The sequence below is a fragment of the Cupriavidus sp. JZ107 genome (genome assembly GCF_053903255.1).
Genome location: NZ_CP096481.1, coordinates 2,527,079 through 2,552,031, shown reverse-complemented (window position 1 = coordinate 2,552,031; position 24,953 = coordinate 2,527,079). Strand labels below are relative to the sequence as shown.

Genomic DNA, 24,953 nt, shown 5'->3' with positions numbered 1-24,953 from the left:
GGCATGGGTAATCGAAAACCCGCATTATAAGTGGACCGGCGTTGGCGCATTGTTGCAAATTCCAATGGCGGCGATAGCCTGCGGGGGAGGTAAAATGCCGCCACCGCAATTCCGTACGGCGCCGTGCCGCGCCGCCATCCGTACCCCCGCATGGCCAGAACCACCACGACCACCCGCACCGATCCCTCCGTCCTGCCTTCCCGCATCGGCAAGCTGTTGGGAGAAGTACGCTGGTTCCTGCTGCTGGCCGCGACGCTGGCCTTCCTGTGCATCCTGGCCAGCTACAGCAAGGCCGATCCGGGCTGGTCGCACGCCAATCAGGTGGCGCAGATCCACAACCTGGGCGGCCGCGTCGGCGCCTGGCTCGCCGACGTGCTGTTCTTCATCTTCGGTTTCTCCGCCTACTGGCTCGGCGTGCTGCTGGTGCGCCGCTGCTGGCGCGGCTGGCGCATGCTGACGGCCGAGTTCCCCGACCAGGTCGGAGAGGCGCGCCAGGGCGTGGTGGTCAGCTGGATCGGCTTCGGCCTGACGCTGGCCGCCAGCATGGGCCTGGAGGCGGTTCGCATGTACCCGCTGCGCGAGGCGCTGCCGCGCGCCCCCGGCGGCGTGCTGGGCGATCTGCTGGGCGGCTGGCTGCAGACCGCGCTGGGCTTTACCGGCGCCACGCTGCTGCTGCTGTTGATGCTGGCGATCGGGCTGTCGCTGTTCTTCCATTTCTCGTGGCTGTCGGTCTGCGAGAAGGTCGGCGCCTTCGTCGAGACCGCCTTCCTCGGCTTCAAGGCGCGCCGCGAAAGCAAGCAGGACCGCATCATCGGCGAGGCCGCCAAGGTCGAGCGCACCGAGACCGTCGAGGTCCAGCGCGTGCGCATCGAGGAGGCGGCGCCGGTGCAGATCGTGCGGCCGCAGGCGGTGCCCAAGCACGAACGGGTCGAGCGCGAGAAGCAGCAGCCCTTGTTTGCCGACCTGCAGGATGCCGACCTGCCGCCGCTGTCGCTGCTGGACCCGGTACCGGTCTCGCAGGAGACCGTCAGCGCCGAGACGCTGGAATTCACCTCGCGCCTGATCGAGAAGAAGCTCAAGGACTTCGGCGTCGAGGTCAAGGTCGTGGCCGCCTATCCGGGCCCGGTGATCACCCGCTACGAGATCGAGCCGGCCACCGGCGTCAAGGGCAGCCAGATCGTCAACCTGGCCAAGGACCTGGCACGCTCGCTGTCGCTGGTGTCGATCCGCGTGGTGGAGACCATTCCGGGCAAGAACTACATGGGCCTGGAGCTGCCGAATCCGAAGCGCCAGGCGGTGCGGCTGGGCGAGATCCTCGGCTCGCAGGTCTACAACGAGAGCGTCTCGCAACTGACGCTGGCGCTCGGCAAGGACATCGCCGGCAAGCCGGTGGTCGCCGACCTGGCGCGCATGCCGCACTGCCTGGTTGCCGGTACCACCGGCTCGGGCAAGTCCGTCGGCATCAACGCGATGATCCTGTCGCTGCTGTACAAGGCCAAGGCCGACAGCGTGCGGCTGATCCTGATCGATCCGAAGATGCTGGAAATGAGCATCTACGAGGGCATCCCCCATCTGCTGTGCCCGGTGGTCACCGACATGCGCCAGGCCGGCAACGCGCTGAACTGGGCGGTCGGCGAAATGGAACGCCGCTACAAGCTGATGAGCAAGATGGGCGTGCGCAACCTGGCCGGCTACAACAAGAAGATCGACGAGGCGGCGGCGCGCGAGGAAAAGATCCCGAATCCGTTCAGCCTGACGCCCGACGCGCCCGAACCGCTGGAGAAGCTGCCGACCATCGTGATCGTGATCGACGAGCTGGCCGACCTGATGATGGTGGTCGGCAAGAAGGTCGAGGAGCTGATCGCGCGGATCGCGCAGAAGGCGCGCGCGGCCGGCATCCATCTGGTGCTGGCGACGCAGCGGCCGTCGGTCGACGTGATCACCGGCCTGATCAAGGCCAACGTGCCGACCCGGATCTCGTTCCAGGTTAGCAGCAAGATCGACTCGCGCACGATCCTGGACCAGCAGGGCGCCGAAACGCTGCTCGGCATGGGCGACATGCTGTATCTGGCGCCGGGCACCGGCCTGCCGGTGCGCGTGCACGGCGCCTTCGTCTCGGACGACGAGGTGCACCGCGTGGTCGACAAGCTGAAGGAAGCCGGCGAGCCCAACTATATCGAGGGCATTCTCGAGGGCGGGCTGGCCGAGGGCGACATCGGTGTCGATGGCATGGGCGGCGGTGCCGGCATCGGCGGTGGGGGCGAGGCCGACCCGCTGTACGACCAGGCGGTCGAAGTCGTGCTGAAGAACCGCCGCGCGTCGATCTCGCTGGTGCAGCGCCATCTGCGCATCGGCTACAACCGCGCGGCGCGCCTGCTCGAAGACATGGAGAAGGCCGGCCTGGTCTCGGCGATGTCCGGCAACGGCAACCGCGACATCCTGGCGCCCGCCGGCGGCGCGCGCGAGGAATAGCGCGCGCGGGTGGCCGGTCCGATGCCCGGTAATATGCCGTTACGCGTGTCACGCTTGCTGACGCCCGCGGACGGAATCCGGCGCCGCTCCCCGGCTCTAACCGGACACTTACCCAAAACAAGGATCGATTGCATGCCTAATCGCGTACTGGCGTCCGCACTTGCCGCCGTCGGCGCTGCCGCCACCCTGGGCTGGGCCGCGCTGGCCCCGGCCACCGCGCAAGCCGCCGCCACCGATCAGCTGAAGACCTTCGTCACCACCGTCAAGAGCGCACGCGGCGAATTCACGCAGCGCCAGGTCAAGGGCACGGGCGAGGCGATGCGAGTCACCGGCACCTCGAGCGGCACCTTCGTATTCTCGCGCCCCGGCAAGTTCTCCTGGCGCTATACCAAGCCCTACGAGCAGCTGCTGCAGGCCGACGGCCAGACGCTCTTCATCTACGACAAGGATCTGAACCAGGTCACCGAGCGCAAGCTGGACGCCGCGCTCGGTTCGAGCCCGGCAGCGATCCTGTTCGGCAGCAACGACCTGGAGAAGAGCTTCGTCGTCAAGGACGGCCCGACCCGCGACGGCATCGAATGGCTGGAGCTGACGCCGAAGGCCAAGGACACCCAGTTCGAGCGGATCGGCATCGGCTTCAAGGGCGGCAATCTGGAAGCGATGGAGCTGCGCGACGCGTTCGGCAACACCACGCTGCTGACCTTCAGCGCGATGCAGAAGAACCCGTCGCTGCCGGCCGACACCTTCCGCTTCAGCGTCCCCAAGGGCGCCGACGTGATCCGCCAATGAAGCCGGCCAGCTCGAGCCCCGGGGCGCTGCGATTGGCGCGGGGGTTGGCGATCGGGCCGGCGCTGGCCGCGCTGCTGGCGCTGGGCGCGTGCGCCGGCGGCAAGAGCGCGGCCCCTAGCCGGCAATTCGATATCGACGCCTTTCTGCGCGCGCCCGACACCACGCTGTCCGAGGTGCTGACCAACCCGGACTTCCTCGCCGCCACCGCCGCCTCGGCGCGCGACTGCGCGACGATGCTGCAGTCCGAACGCAGCGGCGTGCTGGAGGAATTGCCGGGCGCCGCGCGCGGCGATGCCTGGTTGATGCGTCCGACTGGCCAGCCCGACCGGGTCTGGCTGGTGACGCAGCGGCGCGGCGGTGAACGCGGCTGCCACGGGCCGCTGCCGGCAGACGCGGTCGGCGCGCTGGTTTCTCGCGCCGGCGGCTGAAGTCCAGCACTTGGGCCGGGCGACGTTCTCGCCTGTAAATCGGCTGTTCACCGTCCCTGTCCGTCCCTGTCGCGGCCGTTCCACGCGGGGAAACCGACATTGACGCCGAAAACGGGAATCATTATTGTTTGCGCTCGCCCGCTGACATTTGGCCAGCGGCGGAACCGCAAAGCCCGGAGGAGTCCATGTACGTGTTTCGTCGTCTGCTGCCCACCGCGGCAGCTCTCGCCATGGCGGCCAGCGCCGCATCGATGCCCCTGTCCGCGATGGCCCAGGGCGCCCAGGAAAAGGTGCTGAATCTCTATACGGCCCGGCACTATCAGACCGACGAGGCGCTGTACAGCAACTTCACCAAGCAGACCGGCATCAAGATCAATCGCATCGAGGGCCAGGAGGATCCGCTGCTCGAGCGGATCAAGAGCGAGGGCGCCAACAGCCCGGCCGATGTGTTCATCACGGTCGATATCGGCCGCCTGTGGCGCGCCCAGCAGGCCGGCGTGTTCGCACCGGTCAAGTCGAAGGTGCTCGAATCGCGCATCCCCGCCAACTTTCGCGATCCCAACGGCGAATGGTTCGGCTTCTCGGCGCGCGCCCGCGTGATCGCGTACAACAAGGACACCGTCAAGCCGGGCGACATCAAGACCTACGAGGACCTGGCGGACCCGAAGTGGAAGGGCAAGCTGTGCACGCGCTCGAGCGGCCACGTCTACAACCTGTCGCTGATCTCGAGCCTGATCGCGCATGACGGCGAAGCGAAGACCGAGCGCTGGGCGCAAGGTGTGGTCGCCAACCTGGCGCGCACGCCCAAGGGCGGCGACACCGACCAGCTGAAGGCCGTGGCTGCCGGCGAATGCGATCTGGCGATCTCCAACACCTACTACATCGCGCGCCTGCTGAAGTCGACCAAGCCCGAGGACAAGGCGGTGGCCGACAAGCTCGGCGTGGTCTGGCCGAACCAGGACAGCCAGGGCGTGCACATGAACATCTCGGGCGGCGGCATGCTCAAGCACGCGCCGAACAAGGAGTCGGCGGTCAAGTTCCTGGAGTATCTCGCCAGCGACGAGGCTCAGGCCTACTTCGCCAACGGCAACAACGAGTGGCCGGTGGTGCCGAGCGTCAAGGTCGGCAATCCGGCGCTGGAGGCGATGGGCAGCTTCAAGGCCGACCGGATCAACGTGGCCGAACTCGGCAAGTATCAGCCGGTCGCGCAGAAGCTGGCGGACAAGGCCGGCTTCAAGTGATCGCTCGCTGAAGGCCGCGGCCGGCGCGGATCCTCACGACGGATCGCCGGCCGCGTCGTCACTGGTCTGGCCAGACCTGGCGGTGCTGGCTGTCTCCGCGAACGCCGCCTTGCCGTCCGGCCCTTCGACGCGGCGGAAGGTCAGCCGCGTGCTGCTCGACAAGGCCCGCTTCGCCATGCGGCGTTGCAGTTCGCGCCGCGCCAGGTTCATCTGGCCCACGGTGCCGGTTCCATACGGCTCCTGATTCAACGCGGCAAACGTCGCCAGCGTGGCCCGCAGCGCCGCCAGCGCGGCCTGCGCATCCTTCTTCAGCAAGGCATCGAGCGCCTGGCGCGCGCGCACCTGGGCCTGCAGCAGCGCATCGCCGGGATTGGACTTGGCACGTACCGCGTCCTGCGGCAATTGCACGGTGCCCGCCAGCCGGCGCAGCCCCGCGCGCACCAGCCCGCCGTCCATCGCCGCTTCCTGAATGACCCACACCGCATCGTGGCGCAGCCACGGTTCGGCATCGCACAACCTGCGCAGCAGCGCCGCCTGCAGGCCCGGCACGTCGAAGCGGCCGGTGCGGCGGATCGCATTGACGGCGATGCGGCGCAGCTGCGGATGGTCATCGTCGAACAGTTCCTGCACCACCCGCTCGGCGATGCCTTCCTTGACCACCAGTTCGGCGAGCTCGGTGGCGAAGCCGATCTCCTGCACCGCCGTCAGCTTGTTCTGGCTGGCCAGGCGCGACATCTTGAAGACCAGCATCCGGTAACGAATTTGCATACGACTCCCGCCCATCGAGTTCGAGGAAAGCGGGCCGGCTTGCGCGGCCCAGCTTGGCATTCACGGGATATCGGCGGAAATCGCGGCGGGCTTTAGTCCGACATGGAGAGCGGGCAGCGAGCCTGCACCCCATGCAGGTACGCCGCCAGCGGGGCTGCGTGCCGCTGGTTCAGTCCTGCGCGCTGCGGCGGATCTGCCGCGACAGCACGATCACCGGAATCAGCCCGACCAGCACGATCACCAGCGAGGCGGTCGCGGCCTCGGCGAGCCGCTCGTCGGCGGCGAGGTTGTAGGCCTGCACGGCCAGCGTGTCGAAATTGAACGGGCGCATCACGAAGGTGGCCGGCAGCTCCTTCATCACGTCGACGAAGACGATCAGCGCCGCGGTCAGCAGGCTGCCGCGCAGCATCGGCAGATGCACGCGGCGCAGCGTCGCGGCCGGTCCGTGGCCGAGGCTGCGGGCCGCGGTGTCCATGCTGGGCGTGATCTTCGCCAATCCGGCGTTGACCGTCTGCAGCGCGACGCCGAGAAAGCGCACCAGATAGGCGTAGACCAGCGCGGCAATGCCGCCGGTCAGCAGCAGGCCGGGCGACGCGCCGGTCAGCTGCTGGATCCAGCCGGCGATCGCATTGTCGAGCCGCGCGACCGGCACCAGCACGCCCACCGCGATCACGGAGCCCGGCAGCGCATAGCCCATGCCGCACAGCCGCAGCAGCGCCCGCATCGGCCAGCCCCGGCCGAGCCGGCCGGCATAGCCGATCGCCAGCGCGATCAGCACCGCCGCGAGCGCCGTGACGCTCGCCAGCAGGAAGCTGTTGCGGACCAGCCCGACGAAGCGCGGGCCGAACTGCGCATCGCCGTCGGTGAAGGCCATCTCGAACAGCATCAGCGCCGGCACCAGGAAGCCCAGCAGCACCGGCAGCGCGCACGCCGCCAGCGCGGCCCAGCCTCGCCAACCCGTCAGCCGATAGGCCGGCGCGCGGCGCTGGCCGCCATGCACGCGGGCCCGGCCGCGCGAGATCCGTTCCGCCACCAGGATCGCGATCACGAAGGCCAGCATGCAGGCCGATAGTTGCGCCGCCGCGCTCTTGTCACCGAGCGAGAACCAGGCGCGGTAGATCCCCGTCGAGAAGGTCGGGATCGCGAAGTAGGCGACGGTGCCGAAGTCCGCCAGCGTCTCCATCATGGCCAGCGCGGTGCCGGCCGCGATGCCGGGACGCGCCAGCGGCAGCACCACGCGCAGCACGCTGCGCCAGGGTCCGTGGCCCAGCAGGCGTGCCGCCTCCAGCGTGTTCAGCGTCTGCTGCAGGAAGGCGGCGCGGGCGGTCAGGTAGACGTAGGGGTAGAGCACCAGCGAGAACAGCACGATCGCGCCGCCCAGCGTCCGCACGTCCGGAAACCAGTAGTCGCGCGCGCCCCAGCCGGTCAGCGCGCGCAGCCAGCCCTGCACCGGGCCGGCGAACTGCAGCGCGTCGGTATAGGCGTAGGCGATCACGTAGGCCGGCATCGCCAGCGGCAGCACCAGCGCCCATTCCATCAGGCCGCGGCCGGGGAAGCGGTAGGTGCAGACCAGCCATGCGGTCGGCACGCCGAGCAGCAGCACGCCGACGGCGACGCCGGCCAGCAGCCACAGCGTATTGGCGATGTATTCGGCCAGCACCGTGTCGACCAGGTGGTGCCAGGTCTCGGTGCTCGGGGTCAGCAGGCTGGCCGCCACCACCAGGATCGGCACCGCGATCAGCAGGGCCACCACGCCCGCCGCAAAGGACAGCGGATGGATGGCCGTCAGCCGCCGGCCGCGCCGTGCCAGACCGGCAGGGTCGCTATCGGGCAATCGAGCGGGATGGAGCAGGGACATGCGCGGCGATCGGCTGGGAAGAAGTGCCGCGGAGGGCGCGGCTGGGGCATTCTATCAATCGCCGGTCCGGCGTTGCTGATACTTATAATGATTCGCATGTCCGCCTTCGATCTCGATACCGCGCCTCCGACGGCGCCTACGGCACCCGCCGCGCCGACCGCTTCTGCGGAGCCCGCCGCCGCCGCTGTCCCTGCCGCTGCTTCAACAAGCGTGCCGCCCGATCTGGTGCTGGAGGTCGAGCACATCCGCCACGGTTTCGACAGCCAGATCGTCATCGAAGACCTGTCGTTTTCGCTGGCGCGCGGCAGCATCGGCTGCCTGCTGGGCCCGAGCGGCTGCGGCAAGACCACCGTGCTGCGGGCCATCGCGGGCTTCGAGCCGCTGCGTGCCGGGCGCATCGTGCTGGACGGGCAACCGGTGTCGGCACCGGGCCTGGCGGTGCCGCCCGAACGGCGGCGCGTCGGCATGGTGTTCCAGGACTACGCGCTGTTCCCGCATCTGAGCGTGGCGGACAACATCGCCTTCGGCCTGCATCGGGACAGCCGGCAGGCTCGGCGCGAGCGTGTCGCCGAAGTGCTCGAGCTGGTCGGCCTGGCGGGCGCCGGCGCGCGCTTTCCGCACGAACTGTCCGGCGGCCAGCAGCAGCGCGTGGCGCTGGCCCGCGCGCTGGCGCCGCGGCCCGAACTGCTGCTGCTCGACGAGCCGTTTTCCAATCTGGACGTGGACCTGCGCGAGCGGCTGAGCCTGGAGGTGCGCGCGATCCTGAAGGCCCAGGGCGCGACCGCGATCCTGGTCACGCACGACCAGCTCGAAGCGTTCGCGATGGCCGACGAGATCGGCGTGATGCACGCCGGCGCGATCGAGCAGTGGGGCACCGCCCATCAGCTCTATCACAAGCCCGCCACGCGCTTCGTCGGCGATTTCATCGGGCAGGGCGTGCTGATGCCCGCTCGCGTCACCGCACCGGGACAGCTCGACTGTGAACTGGGCACGCTGCACAGCCGCGACGGGCTCGATCTGGCGCCCGGCGTCAGCGAGGTCGACGTGCTGATCCGCCCCGACGACATCCTGCACGACGATGCCAGCGCGCTGCGCGCGCAGATCCTGCACAAGGCCTTCCGCGGCGCCGAGATTCTCTACACGCTGCGGCTTGCCAGCGGCGGCAGGGTGCTGTCGCTGGCGCCGTCGCACCACGACCACGGCGTCGGCGACTGGATCGGCATCCGCGTCGAGGTCGACGATGTGGTGGCGTTTCCGCGCTAGCGCGGCGAGCCCGATCCCCGCCGGGCGGCGCCGCGTACGGATGCACTACACTGGCGCTTTGGCCGGCCGCGCCGCTTGCAGCCGCCTGCACTGAACCCAAGCCTTCCCAAGCCTTTGACCACCGTGCCGGACACGCTGTTTTCCGAACCCTCCGACGCTTCCCGCCAACCGCTGGCCGAACGGCTGCGCCCGCGCAATATCGATGAGGTCATTGGCCAGCAGCATCTGCTCGGCCCCGGCAAGCCGCTGCGCGTGGCCTTCGAATCGGGCGAGCCGCATTCGATGATCCTGTGGGGCCCGCCCGGCGTCGGCAAGACCACGCTGGCGCGGCTGATGGCCGATGCCTTCGATGCCGAGTTCATCGCGCTGTCGGCGGTGCTGTCCGGCGTCAAGGACATCCGGGAGGCGGTCGAGCGCGCCGAGCAATACCGTGCGCACGGGCGCCGCACGCTGGTATTCGTCGACGAGGTCCACCGCTTCAACAAGAGCCAGCAGGACGCCTTCCTGCCGCACGTGGAAAGCGGGTTGTTCACCTTCATCGGCGCGACCACCGAGAATCCGTCGTTCGAGGTCAACGGCGCGTTGCTGTCGCGGGCCGCCGTCTATGTGCTCAAGAGCCTGGACGATGCGGAACTGCGCCAGCTGGCCCTGCGCGCCAGCGAGGCGCTGGGCGGCGTCGCCTGGGACGACGAGGCGCTGCAGTTGATCGTCGCGTCCGCCGACGGCGATGGCCGCAAGCTGCTCAACAATATCGAGATCGTCGCGCGCGCCGCGCGTACCGCTGGCGCACAGACGATCGACAAGGCGCTGCTGGGCAGCGCGCTGTCGGAGAACCTGCGCCGCTTCGACAAGGGTGGCGACGCGTTCTACGACCAGATCAGCGCGCTGCACAAGTCGGTGCGCGGCTCCGACCCCGATGCGGCGCTGTACTGGTTCTGCCGCATGCTGGACGGCGGTGCCGATCCGCGCTATCTGGCCCGCCGCATCGTGCGGATGGCGTGGGAGGACATCGGCCTGGCCGATCCCCGCGCGGCACGGATGACGCTGGACGCGGCCGAGACCTACGAGCGCCTGGGCTCGCCCGAGGGCGAGCTGGCGCTGGCGCAGGCGCTGATCTACCTGGCGGTCGCGCCCAAGTCGAACGCCGGCTACAACGCCTACAACGCCGCGCGCGCCTTCGTCGCCAAGGACAAGTCGCGCGCGGTGCCGGTCCATCTGCGCAATGCGCCGACCAGGCTGATGAAGGAGCTCGGCTACGGCCATGCCTACCGCTACGCGCACGACGAGCCCGAAGCCTATGCCGCCGGCGAGCACTATTTCCCCGACGACCTGAAGGCGCAGGGCTGGTATCAGCCGACGCCGCGCGGCCTCGAGGGCAAGATCGGCGACAAGCTGCGCCACCTGCGCGAGCTGGACGACGCCTGGCATCGCCGCCAGAAGAGCCAGCCGGCGGGCAAGGGCGGCAAGGCGGACGAGGGCGACGCGTAGCGGGCCGCGGCCCTCAGCCGCCATCCCGGCCGGGCGCTGCCGCGGTGCAGTAAAATGTGCGGTTCGGCGGCATGCCAGCCGCCTCCCGATCGCTCCGACCGCACGCTTTTCCCGCAAACATGCTCGACATCCAGCTGCTCCGCAAAGACCCCGACGCCGTGGCACAACGCCTTGCCACGCGTGGATTCCAACTCGACCTGGGCGCCTTCCAGGCGCTCGAAAGCGAGCGCAAGCAACTGCAGACCCGCACCGAGGAACTGCAGGCCCGCCGCAACACGCTGTCCAAACAGATCGGCATGGCCAAGGGCAAGGGCGAGGACGCGTCGGCGCTGATGGCCGAGGTCGGCGGTATCGGCGACACGCTGAAGGAATCGGCGGCGCGGCTCGACGACATCCAGGCCCAGCTGCAGCAGCTGATGCTGTCGCTGCCGAATCTGCCGCACGACAGCGTGCCGGTCGGCAAGGACGAGAACGACAACGTCGAAGTGCGCCGCGTCGGCACGCCGCGCAGCTTCGACTTCCCGGTGCGCGACCACGTCGACGTCGGGGAGCGGCTCGGCCTCGATTTCGAGAGCGCGGCCAAGATCACCGGCTCGCGCTTCGCGGTGCTGCGCGGCGGCATCGCCCGCATGCATCGCGCGCTGGTGCAGCTGATGCTCGATACCCATACGCTCGAGCACGGCTACACCGAGATGTACGTGCCGTACATCGTCAATGCGGCGTCGATGCGCGGCACTGGCCAGTTGCCCAAGTTCGAGGACGACCTGTTCAAGGTGCCGCGCCAGGTGGGCGGCGAGGGCGCGGACGGCGGCGAGCGGACCGAGAACTACTACCTGATTCCGACCGCCGAGGTGCCGCTGACCAATCTGATGCGCGACGTCATCGCGTCGGCCGACGAACTGCCGCTGCGTTTCGTCGCCCATACGCCGTGCTTCCGCTCGGAGGCCGGTTCGTACGGCAAGGACACACGCGGCATGATCCGCCAGCATCAGTTCGACAAGGTCGAGCTGGTCCATATCGTGCGCCCGGAGGCCTCGTTCGACGCGCTCGAACAACTGACCGGCCATGCCGAGGCGATCCTGAAGAAGCTGGACCTGCCGTTCCGCACCATCGTGCTGTGCACCGGCGACATGGGCTTCGGCAGCACCAAGACCTACGACCTCGAAGTCTGGATCCCCGCGCAGAACACCTATCGCGAGATCAGCTCGTGCTCGAACATGGGCGACTTCCAGGCGCGCCGCATGCAAGCACGCTGCCGCGCCGGTCAGGGCAAGCCCGAGCTCGTGCACACGCTGAACGGCTCCGGCCTGGCAGTCGGCCGCACGCTGGTGGCGATCCTCGAGAACTACCAGAACGCGGACGGTTCGGTCACCGTGCCGACCGCGCTGCAGCCGTATCTGGGCGGCCTGACGCGGCTCGAATCCGAGGCCTGAGGTGGATGAACCAGGCAGCAGGAAGTCACGGGAAAAACGTGCCGACCCTCTTGCAGTCTGTTTTTGACTTCTCTATAATCTCGGTTTCGCCGCAACGCGACCAGTTCAGGAGAGGTGGCAGAGTGGTCGAATGTACCTGACTCGAAATCAGGCGTACCGGCAACGGTACCGTGGGTTCGAATCCCACCCTCTCCGCCAGTAGTGCAAAACCCCCGAAGGCCTGCCTTCGGGGGTTTTTGTTTTGGGCGGTGCTCGTCGAATCGGAAGCGGGCTGCCTCAATCGATCGAACTTGCGCTCTGGCAATCAGGCGGCGGCCAGTCCTTCAGTGTGGTGACTGAAGACGTCGTCGAGGCATCCGGCCGCACCAAGCCGATCTATCCAGGCTTCAATTTGCGAGGCCTTGGCTGCCGCGATCCGCGACGCGATGTCCGGCGACAGCGGGCCGAAACGCTGACTCAACACCTTCTGCAGAACGTACGCTTCACCTTCGACCTTGCTGTCCTGCTTCATTTTGTCCAACGACAACACCAGGCTCATATTGACCTCCTTCAGGTTGACCACCTCCGGCAGCAACAGAACCCCGTCGCTCCGGCGATGGAGTAGTTGACGCATCCAGATCGAAAAAATCCGGTGCAGTTCGACGTCGCCAGCGATCATCTCGTTCAGTTGATCGACCAGTTCCGGCAGACGATCCAGATCCCCGCGCTCGATCAGGATCACCATGGCCACGCGATTGTTCAGCGCCTGCAGATCGCGGTCCCGATACTGGCTCGTATCGATCAGCAGGTAGGCGAGTTGAGGCTGGAACCTTGCTGCCAAGCGGGGAGCGGCAGTGACCATCGACGCAATATCGGTAGGCGCGGTCCACGGTGCCTTGCCGGTGTACATCACCAGCGGCAGCACGGGCGGCAGCTTGCGATCCGCGAGCACGTTCTTGCGGCGGCCAAGGTCCTGATAGAGCAGTCCCATATATTCCATGACCCGCACCGCCATATAAGGGTCGACGGTGCTCTGGAATTCGATCGGCATGTAGAGGTAGAGCCAATCGTCATCGGCGCGGACGCGCCAGACCACATCATTGGCGCGTTGGCGCAAGTTGTCGCCAACATATTGCGGGGGAATTTTCTCCAGCGTTTCGAAATCGAGGCTGCGCAGCCAGTCGTTCTCGACGAATGCGGTGACCAGTTCGCGCACCAGGTCGGGCGTGGAGAACAGCAGCTTGTAGCAGGAGTCGTAGGTCTGAACCATGATCGGCGATACCGTATTGAGACCTGCGTAGCTTGCCGAACGGCGGACCCGGAAGCTTCTGAAAAATGCACGCACTTTACGTTTCGGTTGGAGGCGCGCGCAGAATGAGAAAAGTCCGCATCGACGCGCGAGCGCCGACGCGGACTTCCTGATGTGAGAAACCGAAAACGCTTACTGGAACGCCTTGTCGTTCGGGTTCGCGAACAGTTCCTTCATCTCGGCCGACAGCGGGTAGTTCATGTTGATGCCGCGCGGCGGGATCGGCGACTGGAACCACTTCTTGTACAGCTGCTCGGCCTTGCCCGACTTCATCAGGTCGGCGATCACGCCGTCGGCGAGCGCCTTGAACTGCGGATCGTCCTTGCGCAGCATGCAGGCGTAGTTCTCGGTCTGCAGCGGCGTGCCGGCGACGGTCCATTCGCCGGGATTCTTCGCCTTGGTCAGTTCGCCGTACAGCAGCGGCTCGTCCATGACGAAGGCGACCGCGCGGCCCGATTCCAGCATCAGGAAGGCCTGGCCGTGGTCCTTGGCGCCGGTCAGGTTCATGTTCATCGCCTTCTCGCCGTTCATCTTGACCAGCAGGCGCTCACCCGTAGTGCCGGCGGTCGTCACGACGTTGCGGCCCTTCAGGTCATCGAAGTCCTTCACGCCGGCGTCCTTGCGCACCAGCATGCGGATGCCGTAGACGAACAGGCTGTTGGTGAAGCCGACCTGCTTCTGGCGCTCGAGGTTGTTGGTGGTCGAGCCGCATTCGAGATCGATGGTGCCGTTCTGCATCAGCGAGATGCGGTTCTGCGAGGTGATCGGGATCATCCGCACCTGCAGGTTCGGCATGTTTAGCTGCGTCTTCACCTTGTCGACGATCGCCATCATGATCTCGTGCGAATACCCCATGACCTCGCGGCCATTGGTATAGGAGAACGGGATCGACGATTCGCGATGGCCGAGGGTGATCACGCCGTTCTGCTTGATCTTGCTCAGCGTGTCGTTCTGCTGGGCATGGGCGGCGCCGATGGTGCCGAACGCACCGCAAGCGAGCGCGGCGGTCAGCACGGCGCCCAGGGCGGATCGCAGCGAACGGCGCGCCTGTCGTGGCGCAGTGCGGGTGGCGGTAGGCAGTTTCATGGTCAGGCTCTCCTTGGTTGTGGAACGGCTCTTGTTGAAACGCGACATCGGTTGTACTGCTAGCAAGGGCCGTGCAAGCGGCGGCTCCTCGTTCCGCTCTTCTGTCCTGTACTGCGCGGGCAGTGGCGCGCTACGCCAGCGTCGCGCTGTAGTCGGCGGGATCGACGGCGGGCGGCCGCTTCGCGATCATATCCGCCAGCAGGCCCGCGCTGCCCATTGCCAGCGTAAACCCCAGTCCCCCGTGCCCGATGTTGAGCCACAGATGACGCAGCCGCGACTGTCCGATCAGTGGCAGTCCGCTCGGTGTGGCAGGGCGCAGCCCGGCCCAGGGCTGCAGGTCGGACAGCGCGCGGTCGCCAGCGATGCCGCCGAACACCGCGCGCGTTTCGTCCAGCAGCGTTGCCGCGCGGCGTTCGTCGATGCGCGTATCGGGCCGCGTCAGGTCGGCCATGCCGGCCACGCGCAGCGTATTGCCGATGCGGGCATAGACGATCTTGCGGGCGAAGTCGGTGACGCTGATATGGGGCGCCTGCGCGCCGCTGCCGACGGGCACGGTGATGCTGTACCCCTTCAGCGGCCACAGCGGCGCGCGCAGTCCGAGCGGCCGCAGCAGTGTCGCGCTGCCGATGCCGCCGGCAAGCACCACCGCATCGGCGGCCTCGAAGCCGCTGTCGGTATGCACGCCGCGGGCCGCGTCGCCCCGGCGTTCGATCGCACGGACCGCGGTACCGAAGCGCAGCGACACATTGGGGTGCTGGCGCAGCAGATTGGCCAGCCCGACGCAGAAGCGGTGGCAATCGGCCACTTCCTCGCTCGGGGTATGGATCGCGCCGACGATCTGGTCGCGGATGCCGGCCAGCGCCGGTTCCAGCGCCACGCAGGCGTCGCGGTCCAGCGCATGCTGCTCGCTGCCGAGCCCGGCCTGGTAGTCCAGCAGCCGGCGCGCCGCATCGAAGCTGGCCGCGTCGCGGTGGACGATCAGCTTGCCGCGCCGTGCAAAATCGAAATCGATGTCGTGCCGATCGAGGAAGGCGCGCATGCGGTCGCGCGAATGAAAGGCCAGCCGCAGCAGCTTGCGCGTGGTCGCATCGCTGCGCGAGGCATTGCAGGCGCCGACGAAGGCGGCCAGCCAGCGCCATTGGGCCGGGTCCAGCCGCGGGCGCCAGCGCAGCGGCGCGTCGCGGCGCAGCAGCCAGCCGGGCACCTTGGCCAGCACGCCGGGACCGGCCAGCGGCGCCACATAGCTGTAGCTGAGCTGCCCGCCGTTGGCGAAGCTGGTCTCCAGCCCCGGACCGTCGCGCCGCTCCAGCACCGTGACCTCGTGGCCGTCGTTGGCCAGTTGCCAGGCGGTGGCCATGCCGACCACGCCGGCGCCGGTGATCACCACCTTCATTGCCGTATCCGTCCCTACCGGTTTGCGATGCCGCAAGGGTAGAGCAGGGCGGCGCGGCTGCCCAATGCGAAGACGTGCCAGAATATGTCTTTGGGCTATACCCTGCCCGGCTGCCGAGGATTCCATGCGCCTGAGACAGATCGAGGTCTTCCGTGCCGTGATGCTGACCGGCACCGTCAGCGAGGCGGCGCGGCTGCTGCATGTGTCGCAGCCGGTGGTCACGCGCGTGCTGCAGCATGCCGAGGCCTCGCTCGGCTTCCGGCTGTTCGACCGCGCCAAGGGCCGGCTGCGGCCGACGCCCGAGGCCACCGCGTTGTATGGCGATGTCGAACGGCTATATGGCGAGATCGACCGCGTGCGGCGCGTCTCCGAGAGCCTGCGCCACAAGGGCGCCGGCCGCCTGCGCGTGGCGGCGACGCCGAGCCTGGCCGATCCGCTGCTGGTGCCGGCGCTGCAGCGCTTCTGCGCGCGCCATCCCGACACCCAGGTGCAGGTACTGACCCACCATACCGACGAGATCGTGCAGGGTCTGCTGCGCAACCAGATCGATATCGGCTTCGCCTTCGCGCCGCCACGGCACGAGGCGATCGCCGCGCAGACGGTGGCCGAAGGCCGCATGCTGCTGTCGGTGCCGCGCGGGCAGCCGCTGGCCGGGGCGGCGCGGCGTACGCCTTTGCCGATGGCCAGGCTGATGGACCGCGCCTTCATCGGCTACGACGACCACAGCTCGCTCGGCCTGATGGTGCGCCAGCTGCTGGCGCGCAATGCGCTGGAGCCGCGCTCGACGCTGGAGGTGCAGACCTACTCGCTGGCGCGCAAGCTGGTCGAGAGCGGGCTCGGCGTGGCGCTGCTCGACCAGTACACCGCGCTCGGCAGCGATCCGCGGACCGTCTCGCTGCACGAGATCCAGCCGGCGATGGCCTTCGAGATCCAGATGCTGCGCGCCAGCCATCGCGGCATACCGAGCCTGGCCGACCAGCTGCGCGAGCGCTTTGCCGAGGCCGCGCAGGAACTGGCCGGCCAGCTCGGCCGGCGCCTGTCCGCGCCGGTGGTCGCCTTCGAGCACGCGCTCAAATAGCGCCGCTGGATGCCGTGCTCAGCGCAGCGTCAGGCTGGCGTAGGCGCCTTCGACGAAGCGCACCCGCAGCCGCGGACCGTGCTTGCGCAGTGCCGCTTCGGCCCAGCGCTGGACCTGCTCCATGTGGGCGATATGGCTTTGCTGCGTCTGCGCGGCGGCGGTGGTGTTGAACCAGAACGTGAACGGCCGGGATTCGGCCTCGGGTGTGCGCGCGCGCTGCGCCGCGGGTCCGACGCGTGAGGCCAGCAAGGCGTCGAGCACCGTCAGCTCCGGGTTGGTATGCGCGCCGTTGCCGCAGAACAGGTAATGATCGGCCGATACCGTGCGGCAAAACGCCGGCGACATATTGTTCTCGGAGCCGTGATGCTGGACCTTCAGCACGTCGACGTGCAGCGCGCCGTCGCGCAGCAGTTCGGCCTGCTTGAGGCCGGCCAGGATCATGTCGGGATGCGCGTCGCCGGTCAGCAGCACGCGACGGTCGTCCTCCTCCACGAGCAGGATCAGCGAAGCGATGTTCGGCGTGGTAACACCCCGGTACGACGGCGTGCCCTCCCACTCGCGCAGGTCGAACGGATCGTCGGCCCGGCCGCCCGCCATCGCCAGCAGCCCGCTGGCGTAGCGGTCGCGAATGGCCTGGGCGCGCAGGCGATTGGCGGGATCGCGCAGCCAGTTGTTCCAGCCTTCGCGCAGCCGCTTCAGTTCCGCCGCGGTGGGGCCGAGCACGCGGATGCGCAGCGAGCCGAGCGACTGCACCGGTGCGTCGGGCCGCGCGACGATCAGCTTGCCGGCGGAAGCGGCGGCCGGCGCCACGCCGGTCTCCGCGGTGTCGCCCAACGGGCCATTCAACGCAATATCGAGCAGATCGGCCTTGACCAGCCGGGATACCCGCAGCGCCTGCGGCACCGAGTTGGCAATGCGCGCGTATTCGTGCCCCAGCCGCTCCAGCGGCTCGACGTGGCTGGCCCGCAGCGCCCGCGCATTTGCCGCCAACAGCGTGTGGATCGGTCCCGCGTTGGTGCCGATCTGGTCGTGGAAGGCGTTGTGCCACAGCGCGCCGATGCGCGGCACACGGCGAGCCTCCGGTTTGGCGGGCGGATCGCCCCGCTCGGCATGGTAGTCGTAGACCTTCCACTGGAGCGCGGCCTCGAGCATTGCCAGCACGCCGCCCAGATGATCGTCGTCGATATGCGAGACGTAGACCAGATCGAGCATGGCGCCGTCGCGCGCGAGCCGCTCCAGCGACGGCGCGACGAAATCGCGCATCGCCGCGCCGGTGCCGCCGTCGCACAGCATGCGGTGGCCCGACGCCGCCTCGATCAGCAGGCAGTCGCCCTGATAGGACTGGAACAGGCGGATCTTCATGCGCGCCTCCGCGCCGGTGGGTCGCGACGCTCGCGGCGCTCGTCGAAGGCACGTGCCTCGGCGATCGCGGCGACCGGATCGATCAGGCCGTAGCCCGCGTCGTTGCGCCAGGCGTAGTCGTGCGAGGGCAGCGGCCGCGCGGTGCGCCGCAGGATGCCCTGGCACTGCGCCGCCGTCAGCGTCGGCTTGGCCGCCAGCATCAGGCCGATCACGCCGCATACGTAGGGACTGGCCATGCTGGTGCCCGTCATCGGGACCCAGCCGCCGCCCTCGACGAAGCCATTGGCGGCGACGATGCCGGTGCCCGGCGCGCAGACGTCGGGCTTGTTGCGGCCGTCGCGCGTCGGCCCCTGGCTGCTGGAGATATGCACGCGCGCCTGCTCGGTGTCGGCGTTCGCCACGCCGATCACCCAATGCGCGCAGGCCAGCGAATTGATCGAATGCGAATCGACGTTGGTCGCCTCGGCGAAGAACGATGGGAAGCGGTAGGCCGCCAGTTCGCGCCGGCGCTGCAGCTCCATCGGATCGTCGCGCTCGATCCATGCGTGAAAGCTGCCGTCGCGGATCTCGTCGCCGTGCAACCGTACCTTCCACACGCCGGCGGTGATCGGCGTATAGGCGCGCGCATCGAGGAAGGGCGACAGGTAGACGCCGATGTAGTTGTCGCCGTTGGACGGGTGGTAGAGCTCGTTGTAGACCGACAGCACGGTGCCGTCGGGCAGCCGCCGGTTCTCGATGTATTGCTTCGGCGCGACCTCGTACCACTCGGTCGAGCCGGGCGGCTGCACCGAGACCGTCATGCGGTCCTGCGCGCCGTACCAGATCTCGAGCTCGTTCTCGGACAGATCGGCGATGCCGTCGCCGACCACGATCCATTCGAGCTCGACCGTCAGGCCCTTGGCCGCGATCCTGCCGCTGGTATGGATGCGGCCCATGATCCAGCCGAAGCGGTCCTCGTCGGTGGGACGCTCCTGTCCGGCATTGCCGGCCGCGATCGAGATCGCGCGGCCCGGCGTGGCGAGGAACGCGTCGAGCCAGCGGCAGGTGCCGTTGGCGCCGTCGTGCGAGCCGCCGTTGGTACCCAGGCTGATATTGATCGACAGCGGCAGGCCCTCGCGTTCGGCCACCGCCAGCAGATATTCGACCGCATGGACGATGCGCGAGGCATCGCTGAAGGTCCAGCGCCGCGCGGCATAGTCGTCGCCGGGCGGCTCCACGCTGATCAGCACGCCGGCAATCAGCGCGCCGGGACACAGTCCCTGATTGCCCGCGGCGATGCTGGCCACATGGGTCGCATGCGAGCCGGGCTCCTGCTGCGATTGGCGCTCCAGCTCGGTGGCCGGCGGTCCGCCCTTGCGCGCGGCCTGCAGCGCCGCGTTCAGGCGCTCGCGCGTCAGCTCGGCGCCATAGCCGAAGGCCTGCGGCGGCGGCCGGAAATCGCCGCCCTGGTCCCAGATCGAGACGAAGCGCGTATTGCCGTCGGCATCGAAGAAATCCGGATGCGAGAAGTCGAAGCCGCCGACGTCGATGATGCCGATCAGCACACCGGCGCCGTTCTGCGGCTGGCCGTCGACCGCGACGCGGCGCGGCGTCGGTTCGATCGCCGCCGCCGGGCCGCGGTCGGGCCGCGGCAGCCGCAGCGACAGCGTCTCGCTGCGGTGCACGTAGCGCACGCCGTCGAGCGCGGCCAGCGCGCGCAGCGTGGAGATCGGCACGGTGGCGGCGATGAAATTGCGCCGATGCAGCAGCGGCGTGGCGGGCTGCTGTCCGGGACGGCGCCGATGGCCGGCTTCGGCCAGCATGCGGTCGATGGCGCGCAGCACGTGCTCGGTATCGTCGGGCGCGCCGGGCTCGCGCGGCTCCGTCTCGACGATCACGTTGATGAAGACGTCGTCGGCCACCGGCATGGCCTGCTGCTTGGGCCGGGTCACGCGGCCGCGATGCACCGTCAGGCAGCTGAAGTCGCTGAGGCCGGCGGCAAAGCGGTCGCGTTCCTGCTGCTCGATCGTCAGCCGGCGCCCGGCCGGCTCGGGCAGCGCGGACTTGCGCGTGACCACGCATTGCGAGTATTGCGCGCGCAGCTGGTTGACCGGCTCGCTGCCGTTGCTGACCTGGCGCAGCTTGGGATGCAGATGCTGCAGGGGCGGGATATCGTCGCGTGGCATCGGGGTTTTCTCCTCGTCGCGCTCGCTGCATAGCCTAACGGCTTCGTGCCGGCGCGGCCACTGCAAAATTTTCAAGCGTGAGTTCAGCGCGATCGCAGCCGGGCCGCCGGTTTGCCCAGGGCCGCGTTCTATCATGCGGACTGAGCGGTGGTTTTACCTGGCCGGGATGACACGGTCATTGCCGCGGTCCAATACCGAATACACGGAACCTGCCCATGCTCCGATTGACGACGAGATTGACGACGAGATTGACGACGAGTTCGAGGACACGATGGACGAGCTGATCGCCGAGTGGCCTGCCTGGCTGCGCTTCGAGCAACCCACGCCCGGCCTGCTGATCGGCGGCCTGCTGCTGTTCGTCGTGCTGGCCGTACTGGGGCTTTGCCTCGTTCGTATCGCGCTGGTGCTGATCCATCCGGCGGTGCGGCTGCTCGATTCGCTGCGCCGCGTCGCACACGATGCGCTGCACGCGCGGGCGGGTGACCGCTGGCCGCGCGTGCTCAAGCTGCTGGAGCGCGAGGTCGCCGAAATCCTGCTGGTGGCGATCGCGGCGGCGGTGCTGCTTGCGAGCGGCGGCCTGCTGATCTGGCTGGCGATGGCGGTCGCCGCGGAAACGCCGCTGGTGCGCGTCGACCAGGCGGTGTTCGCGTGGCTGCAGCAGGGCCGGCAGGACTGGCTCGATGTCGCGATGACCGCGATCACCGAATTCGGCGGTGCGCGCATCGTGGTGGCGATCGGCATTGCGGTGTTCGGGTGGCTGGCGTGGCGCCGGGCATGGGCCGCCGCCGCCTATTGGACGATCGCGCTGATCGGTGCGCGTGCCTGCGTGATGGTGCTCAAATACGGCCTGGCCCGCGGGCGGCCGGCCAGCATCTACGGCGGCGTGGAGTCGTTCTCGTTTCCGAGCGGGCATGCGACCAGCAGCATGGTGACCTACGGCTTCCTGGCCTTTCTGCTGTGCGTGCGGCAACCCTGGCGGGTCCGCATCCCGGTGCTGGCGGTGACGGCGACCGTGGTGGTCGCGATCGGCCTGTCGCGGCTCTACCTGGGCATGCATTGGCTGTCGGATGTGGTGGCCGGCTACGCGCTGGGCATGGCCTGGATCGTGATGCTGGCAACCGCCTATCTGACGCTGCATGTGCCGGCCAGGCTGTCGCCGGCGCCGCTGGCCGGCGTGGCCGCGGCCGCGGCGCTGGCGATGGGGGCGTGGGTCGCGGTCTATCATCTGCCCCACAACGTGGAGCGCTACCGCGATGCGGCTAAGGCCGTGCCCGTTGCGCCGGCGCCGGAGACGGAGACGGAGGGGAGTCCGGCGCGGCTGGACCGGCAGCCGGACCGAGTGCTGGCCCCGCAGGCTGTGGCGATGCCTGCGGCGGCGTAGCGCGGGCGCCGCCACCCGTGCCGCTGCCGCCGCCCCGGCCCGCTGGCAGCCGCGACACCAGCAACTGGTCGATCTTGTGGTGGTCGATGTCGAGTACCTCGAAGCGATAGCCCGCGGTCTCGATGAACTCGGACTTCTTCGGGATGCGTTTCAGGGTATAGATCACCAGCCCGGCCGCGGTGTCGACATAGTCCTCGGCCGGCAGCGCATCGAGATCCAGCGCCTTCTTCAGGTCGACCAGCGGCGTCACGCCGTCGACCAGCCACGAGTCCTCGTCGCGCCGCACGATCTGCTCGTCCTCGGACGAATACAGGATGTCGCCCATCAGCGCGCCGACGATATCGTCGAGCGTGACGATGCCGACCACCAGCCCGTATTCGTTCATCACCACCGCGAAGCTCTGGTGCATCTCGCGAAAGCGCGTCATCGCCTCGGACAGCGTCAGCGTGTCGGGAATCACCAGCACGTTCTTGTCGTAGTGCCGCGCGAGATTGGCGATCGCGGAATCGGCCTCGTCGGCCAGCATCGAGCGCAGGATGTCCTGCGATTCGACGAAGCCCTGCACGTCGTCCAGATCGTGGTCGCAGACCGGGTATTGCGCGTGCGGGTACTTGACCAGCTTGCGCCGCAGGCTGTCGGCGCTCTCGTCCAGCGCGAGGTAGACCACCTCGTCGCGCGGCGTCATGATCGCCGTGACGCTCTTCGAATCGAGCTCGAACACGTTCTCGATCAGATGGATCTCGTGCTTGAGCAGCACGCCGGCCTCGGCGCCGGCATCGACCATCGCCGCGATGTCCTCCGACGTGATCTGCTCGACCGCCTTGGTCGGCAGGCCCAGCAGCCGCAGCGCGGCATCGGCGGCGGCATTGAACAGCCAGACCAGCGGCTTGAGCACCTTCAGCAGCCACAGCATCGGCCCGATCACCGCGAGCGCGCAGGCCTCGGGGAAGCTCATCGCGATCCGCTTCGGAATCAGGTCGGCGAACTGGATGAACAGCAGCGTGACCAGCAGGAACGAGCCAATATTGGCGGTGCGCTGCGCGACCGTGTCGCTGAAGTGCGGCGACAGCAGCGCGTAGGCAACGTCGGACAGATGCTTCTCGCCCAGTACGCCAGCCAGGATCGCGACGGTATTGACGCCGATCTGCACGATGGTGAAGAAGTTGCCCGGCTCCTCCTTCAGCAGCATCACCTTGGTCGCCCGCCGGTCGCCACGCTCCGACAGCGTCTGCAGCTTGGTGCGGCGCGCGGCGGTCAGGGCGATCTCGGAGATCGAGAAGAAGGCGCTGATCAGGATCAGCAGCAGCAGGATCAGGACGAACATGGCGATGGCGGCAGGGGCCGGTGGCTTTTGGCCGAAAGGGCGTTTCGATGATGGTGCAGGCCGATGCGGACTGTCAATGCGAACCAGACGCCGCCTGGAGGGGGCGTTATATAGCCATAATAAATTGTTATTTTTCGCTTGATAGGAATTGACTTACTCTGTGCCGGTACGCATGGGGGTGTCGCGTGGGTCGAAACGCCGTCAGGCCCATGCACTATCATGCCGTCCATCAACCTCGATTGGAGAACTCGATGACCTGGTTTCCCGCTGGCTGGATTCGCCCGCTGATCGCGGCGCCGCTGCTGGCCCTGACGATGGCCGGCGCCCATGCCGCCGATCTGCTCGACAACGTCAAGCAGGCAGGCGTCTTGAAGATCGGCCTGGAAGGCACCTATCCGCCGTTCGGCTATCGCGGCGCCAACAACCAGCTCGAAGGCTTCGACGTCGACGTCGCGCGCGCGGTCGCGGGCAAGCTGGGCGTCAAGCCGGAGTTCGTCACCACCGAATGGAGCGGCATCATCGCCGGCCTGCAGGCGGGCAAGTTCGACGTGATCGTCAATCAGGTCAACGTGACGCCGCAGCGCAAGCAGGTGCTCGACTTCTCCAAGCCCTACGTCTTCTCGGCCGCGCAGCTGATCCAGCGCAAGGACGACAAGCGCGAGTTCAAGTCGCTGGAGGACCTGAAGGGCAAGCGGCTGGGCGTCAGCCTCGGCAGCAACTACAACGAACTGGCCAAGTCGGTGGCGGGCATCGACGTCAAGACCTATCCGGGCGCGCCCGAATATCTGCGCGACCTGGCCGCGCAGCGTGTCGATGCCGCGCTGAACGACCGGCTGATGGTCAACTACCTGATCAAGACGTCGAATCTGCCGCTGCGCGCCGGCGCGGTGGTGAAGGGCGGCGATACCGAGGTCGCGATCCCGTTCCGCAAGGACAATCCGAAGTTCGCACAGGCGCTCGACCGCGCGCTGGACGATCTGCGCAAGGACGGCACGCTGACCAAGCTGTCGAACAAGTGGTTCGGCGCGGACGTGACCAAGCCGGTGAAATAAACCGACAAGCCCGTCGTCCCCGCGAAGGCGGGGACCCAGTGGCTTTCGCAGTCGAGACCAAGTCGCTGGGCCTGCGCCTTCGCGGGGGCCACAACTTCAAAGAGCGGACGGCAGTGCAATCGCACTGCCGTTTTGTTTTTTGGGGCACCAATTTATGATTCCGACTTTGCGCGGTCATCAGCGCCTCCATCCCCGCCTCCATTCCCGCCTGCCATGCCATCCCTTCAACTGGTAATCGATTCGCTGCCCGTGCTGCTGCAAGGCATGGTGCTGACCATCAAGTTCGCGCTGTGGTCGATGGCCTTCGGGCTGGTGATCGGCCTGGTGGTCGCGCTGATGGGGATCGGCCACAACCGCGTGCTGAGGGCGATCGCGCGCGTCTATGTCAGCGTGATGCGCGGCACGCCGCTGCTGGTGCAGATCTTCGTGGTGTATTACGGCCTGCCGGGCATCGGCATCACGATGGAGCCCACTCCCGCCGGCGTGCTGACGCTTAGCCTGAATGTCGGCGCCTATCTGTCGGAAAGCATGCGCGGGGCGATCCTCGGCATCTCTCGCGGGCAATGGCTGGCGGCCTACAGCCTCGGGCTGACGCCCGCGCAGACGCTGCGTTACGTGGTCGGTCCGCAGGCGCTGCGCATCGCGGTGCCGAGCCTGTCGAACAGCCTGATCAGCCTGATCAAGGACACCTCGCTGGTGTCGGTGATCACGGTCACCGAACTGCTGCGCACCACGCAGGAGCTGATCGCGGCGACCTACCAGCCGCTGCCCCTGTATCTCGCGGCGGCCGCGATCTACTGGGTATTGAGCACGCTGCTGTCGTTCGTGCAGCGGCTGCTGGAGAGAAGATTGTCGTTGCCGGGGCGGCATTGACGGTGGTGGGGCGGGCGCTGTTTGCCCTCTCCCCAGCCCTCTCCCGCAAGCGGGAGAGGGAGCGGGTCAGCGCGGGCTTGACCTCTAGCGTCTGATCATCGCTGCACGGTGTTCTTTCCCTTTCCCGCAAGAGGGAGAGGGAGCGGGTCAGCGCGGGTGCGACGTCCAGCGCCTGATCACTGCCGCACGGTGTTCCTCCCCTCTCCCGCTT

At 67.9% G+C, this 24,953-nt stretch carries 18 protein-coding genes, 1 tRNA gene and 1 pseudogene; 12 read left to right on the top strand and 8 right to left on the bottom strand.

The genetic code is table 11. The features are described 5' to 3' along the window. The first annotated feature begins 150 nt into the window (after positions 1-150). The 4 genes from M1D55_RS21195 to M1D55_RS21180 all read left to right on the top strand — a co-directional run bounded on the left by M1D55_RS21195 (position 151) and on the right by M1D55_RS21180 (position 4,930). Positions 151-2,472: a DNA translocase FtsK gene (locus M1D55_RS21195; protein WP_064572886.1), complete on the top strand. Its 2,322-nt coding sequence runs from the start codon at positions 151-153 to the stop codon at positions 2,470-2,472. Positions 2,473-2,604: 132 nt separating this feature from the next. Then, positions 2,605-3,261, top strand: coding sequence for an outer membrane lipoprotein chaperone LolA (gene lolA, locus M1D55_RS21190; RefSeq protein WP_023263422.1), 657 nt, complete (start codon positions 2,605-2,607; stop codon positions 3,259-3,261). Then, on the top strand, positions 3,258-3,689 hold the full coding sequence (locus M1D55_RS21185) for a hypothetical protein (RefSeq protein ID WP_456281757.1): 432 nt from the start codon (positions 3,258-3,260) through the stop codon (positions 3,687-3,689). Before lolA ends, M1D55_RS21185 begins: the two co-directional genes overlap by 4 nt. Positions 3,690-3,874: 185 nt before the next feature. Then, positions 3,875-4,930, top strand: a complete 1,056-nt coding sequence (locus M1D55_RS21180; RefSeq protein WP_023265225.1) for a Fe(3+) ABC transporter substrate-binding protein — start codon at positions 3,875-3,877, stop codon at positions 4,928-4,930. 33 nt (positions 4,931-4,963) lie between these two features. Here M1D55_RS21180 and M1D55_RS21175 read toward each other — a convergent pair whose 3' ends face one another. After that, the gene (locus M1D55_RS21175; RefSeq protein ID WP_456281756.1) at positions 4,964-5,698 is read right to left on the bottom strand and encodes a hypothetical protein; all 735 of its coding nucleotides are present in this window, start codon (positions 5,696-5,698) and stop codon (positions 4,964-4,966) included. A gap of 169 nt (positions 5,699-5,867) precedes the next feature. After that, on the bottom strand, positions 5,868-7,556 hold the full coding sequence (locus M1D55_RS21170; protein ID WP_456281755.1) for an ABC transporter permease: 1,689 nt from the start codon (positions 7,554-7,556) through the stop codon (positions 5,868-5,870). A gap of 222 nt (positions 7,557-7,778) precedes the next feature. Between M1D55_RS21170 and M1D55_RS21165 the strand changes: the two genes are divergently transcribed. From M1D55_RS21165 to M1D55_RS21150, 4 genes are all read left to right on the top strand, one after another. Beyond that, entirely contained in the window at positions 7,779-8,819 is a 1,041-nt protein-coding gene (locus M1D55_RS21165; RefSeq protein ID WP_456282745.1) for an ABC transporter ATP-binding protein, read from the top strand. Between the two features lie 123 nt (positions 8,820-8,942). Then, positions 8,943-10,307 carry a replication-associated recombination protein A gene (locus tag M1D55_RS21160; protein WP_064573729.1) on the top strand — a complete coding sequence of 455 codons (1,365 nt, stop codon included), beginning with the start codon at positions 8,943-8,945 and terminating at the stop codon, positions 10,305-10,307. A gap of 119 nt (positions 10,308-10,426) precedes the next feature. Continuing rightward, positions 10,427-11,740: a serine--tRNA ligase gene (gene serS, locus M1D55_RS21155; RefSeq protein ID WP_456281754.1), complete on the top strand. Its 1,314-nt coding sequence runs from the start codon at positions 10,427-10,429 to the stop codon at positions 11,738-11,740. A 108-nt stretch (positions 11,741-11,848) separates the two neighbouring features. Then, positions 11,849-11,938: transfer RNA gene (locus tag M1D55_RS21150), tRNA-Ser, on the top strand. 106 nt (positions 11,939-12,044) lie between these two features. Here the strand turns inward: M1D55_RS21150 and M1D55_RS21145 are convergent. The 3 genes from M1D55_RS21145 to M1D55_RS21135 form a co-directional block, all read right to left on the bottom strand. After that, positions 12,045-12,989, bottom strand: coding sequence for an Rpn family recombination-promoting nuclease/putative transposase (locus M1D55_RS21145; RefSeq protein WP_456281753.1), 945 nt, complete (start codon positions 12,987-12,989; stop codon positions 12,045-12,047). Between the two features lie 171 nt (positions 12,990-13,160). Beyond that, a complete protein-coding gene (locus tag M1D55_RS21140; protein WP_052511479.1) occupies positions 13,161-14,114 on the bottom strand; it encodes a glutamate/aspartate ABC transporter substrate-binding protein in 954 nt (317 codons plus the stop codon). Positions 14,115-14,244: 130 nt separating this feature from the next. Continuing rightward, positions 14,245-15,507: a D-amino acid dehydrogenase gene (locus M1D55_RS21135; protein ID WP_456281752.1), complete on the bottom strand. Its 1,263-nt coding sequence runs from the start codon at positions 15,505-15,507 to the stop codon at positions 14,245-14,247. A 124-nt stretch (positions 15,508-15,631) separates the two neighbouring features. On the opposite strand from M1D55_RS21135, the gene M1D55_RS21130 reads away from it, so the two are divergent. Next, entirely contained in the window at positions 15,632-16,585 is a 954-nt protein-coding gene (locus M1D55_RS21130; protein ID WP_456281751.1) for a LysR family transcriptional regulator, read from the top strand. Positions 16,586-16,603: 18 nt separating this feature from the next. On the opposite strand, the gene M1D55_RS21125 is transcribed toward M1D55_RS21130, so the two are convergent. Continuing rightward, entirely contained in the window at positions 16,604-17,947 is a 1,344-nt protein-coding gene (locus M1D55_RS21125) for an MBL fold metallo-hydrolase (protein WP_023265219.1), read from the bottom strand. After that, positions 17,944-20,112: a S8 family serine peptidase gene (locus M1D55_RS21120; RefSeq protein WP_456281750.1), complete on the bottom strand. Its 2,169-nt coding sequence runs from the start codon at positions 20,110-20,112 to the stop codon at positions 17,944-17,946. The genes M1D55_RS21125 and M1D55_RS21120 overlap by 4 nt, the downstream gene beginning before the upstream one ends. Positions 20,113-20,245: 133 nt before the next feature. Here M1D55_RS21120 and M1D55_RS21115 point away from each other — a divergent pair. Next, a pseudogene (locus tag M1D55_RS21115) lies at positions 20,246-21,223 on the top strand (phosphatase PAP2 family protein); the annotation flags it as partial. 148 nt (positions 21,224-21,371) lie between these two features. Here M1D55_RS21115 and M1D55_RS21110 read toward each other — a convergent pair. After that, a complete protein-coding gene (locus tag M1D55_RS21110) occupies positions 21,372-22,817 on the bottom strand; it encodes a hemolysin family protein (RefSeq protein WP_232204798.1) in 1,446 nt (481 codons plus the stop codon). Positions 22,818-23,131: 314 nt separating this feature from the next. Here M1D55_RS21110 and M1D55_RS21105 point away from each other — a divergent pair, with 314 nt between their 5' ends. Together M1D55_RS21105 and M1D55_RS21100 are read left to right on the top strand one after the other, a co-directional pair. Beyond that, positions 23,132-23,869, top strand: a complete 738-nt coding sequence (locus M1D55_RS21105; RefSeq protein ID WP_231906276.1) for a transporter substrate-binding domain-containing protein — start codon at positions 23,132-23,134, stop codon at positions 23,867-23,869. Between the two features lie 213 nt (positions 23,870-24,082). Further along, on the top strand, positions 24,083-24,742 hold the full coding sequence (locus M1D55_RS21100) for an amino acid ABC transporter permease (protein ID WP_006576846.1): 660 nt from the start codon (positions 24,083-24,085) through the stop codon (positions 24,740-24,742). The last annotated feature ends 211 nt before the right edge of the window (positions 24,743-24,953 follow it).

Bases quoted from the DNA above. Each gene is read 5' to 3' on its own strand.
- M1D55_RS21135 (WP_456281752.1), bottom strand. From the start codon at position 15,507: ATGAAGGTGGTGATCACCGGCGCCGGCGTGGTCGGCATGGCCACCGCC.
- M1D55_RS21110 (WP_232204798.1), bottom strand. From the start codon at position 22,817: ATGTTCGTCCTGATCCTGCTGCTGCTGATCCTGATCAGCGCCTTCTTC.
- M1D55_RS21105 (WP_231906276.1), top strand. From the start codon at position 23,132: ATGGCCGGCGCCCATGCCGCCGATCTGCTCGACAACGTCAAGCAGGCA.
- M1D55_RS21180 (WP_023265225.1), top strand. From the start codon at position 3,875: ATGTACGTGTTTCGTCGTCTGCTGCCCACCGCGGCAGCTCTCGCCATG.
- M1D55_RS21195 (WP_064572886.1), top strand. From the start codon at position 151: ATGGCCAGAACCACCACGACCACCCGCACCGATCCCTCCGTCCTGCCT.
- M1D55_RS21120 (WP_456281750.1), bottom strand. From the start codon at position 20,112: ATGCCACGCGACGATATCCCGCCCCTGCAGCATCTGCATCCCAAGCTG.
- M1D55_RS21170 (WP_456281755.1), bottom strand. From the start codon at position 7,556: ATGTCCCTGCTCCATCCCGCTCGATTGCCCGATAGCGACCCTGCCGGT.
- M1D55_RS21130 (WP_456281751.1), top strand. From the start codon at position 15,632: ATGCGCCTGAGACAGATCGAGGTCTTCCGTGCCGTGATGCTGACCGGC.
- serS (WP_456281754.1), top strand. From the start codon at position 10,427: ATGCTCGACATCCAGCTGCTCCGCAAAGACCCCGACGCCGTGGCACAA.
- lolA (WP_023263422.1), top strand. From the start codon at position 2,605: ATGCCTAATCGCGTACTGGCGTCCGCACTTGCCGCCGTCGGCGCTGCC.
- M1D55_RS21125 (WP_023265219.1), bottom strand. From the start codon at position 17,947: ATGAAGATCCGCCTGTTCCAGTCCTATCAGGGCGACTGCCTGCTGATC.
- M1D55_RS21140 (WP_052511479.1), bottom strand. From the start codon at position 14,114: ATGAAACTGCCTACCGCCACCCGCACTGCGCCACGACAGGCGCGCCGT.
- M1D55_RS21175 (WP_456281756.1), bottom strand. From the start codon at position 5,698: ATGCAAATTCGTTACCGGATGCTGGTCTTCAAGATGTCGCGCCTGGCC.
- M1D55_RS21185 (WP_456281757.1), top strand. From the start codon at position 3,258: ATGAAGCCGGCCAGCTCGAGCCCCGGGGCGCTGCGATTGGCGCGGGGG.
- M1D55_RS21100 (WP_006576846.1), top strand. From the start codon at position 24,083: ATGCCATCCCTTCAACTGGTAATCGATTCGCTGCCCGTGCTGCTGCAA.
- M1D55_RS21145 (WP_456281753.1), bottom strand. From the start codon at position 12,989: ATGGTTCAGACCTACGACTCCTGCTACAAGCTGCTGTTCTCCACGCCC.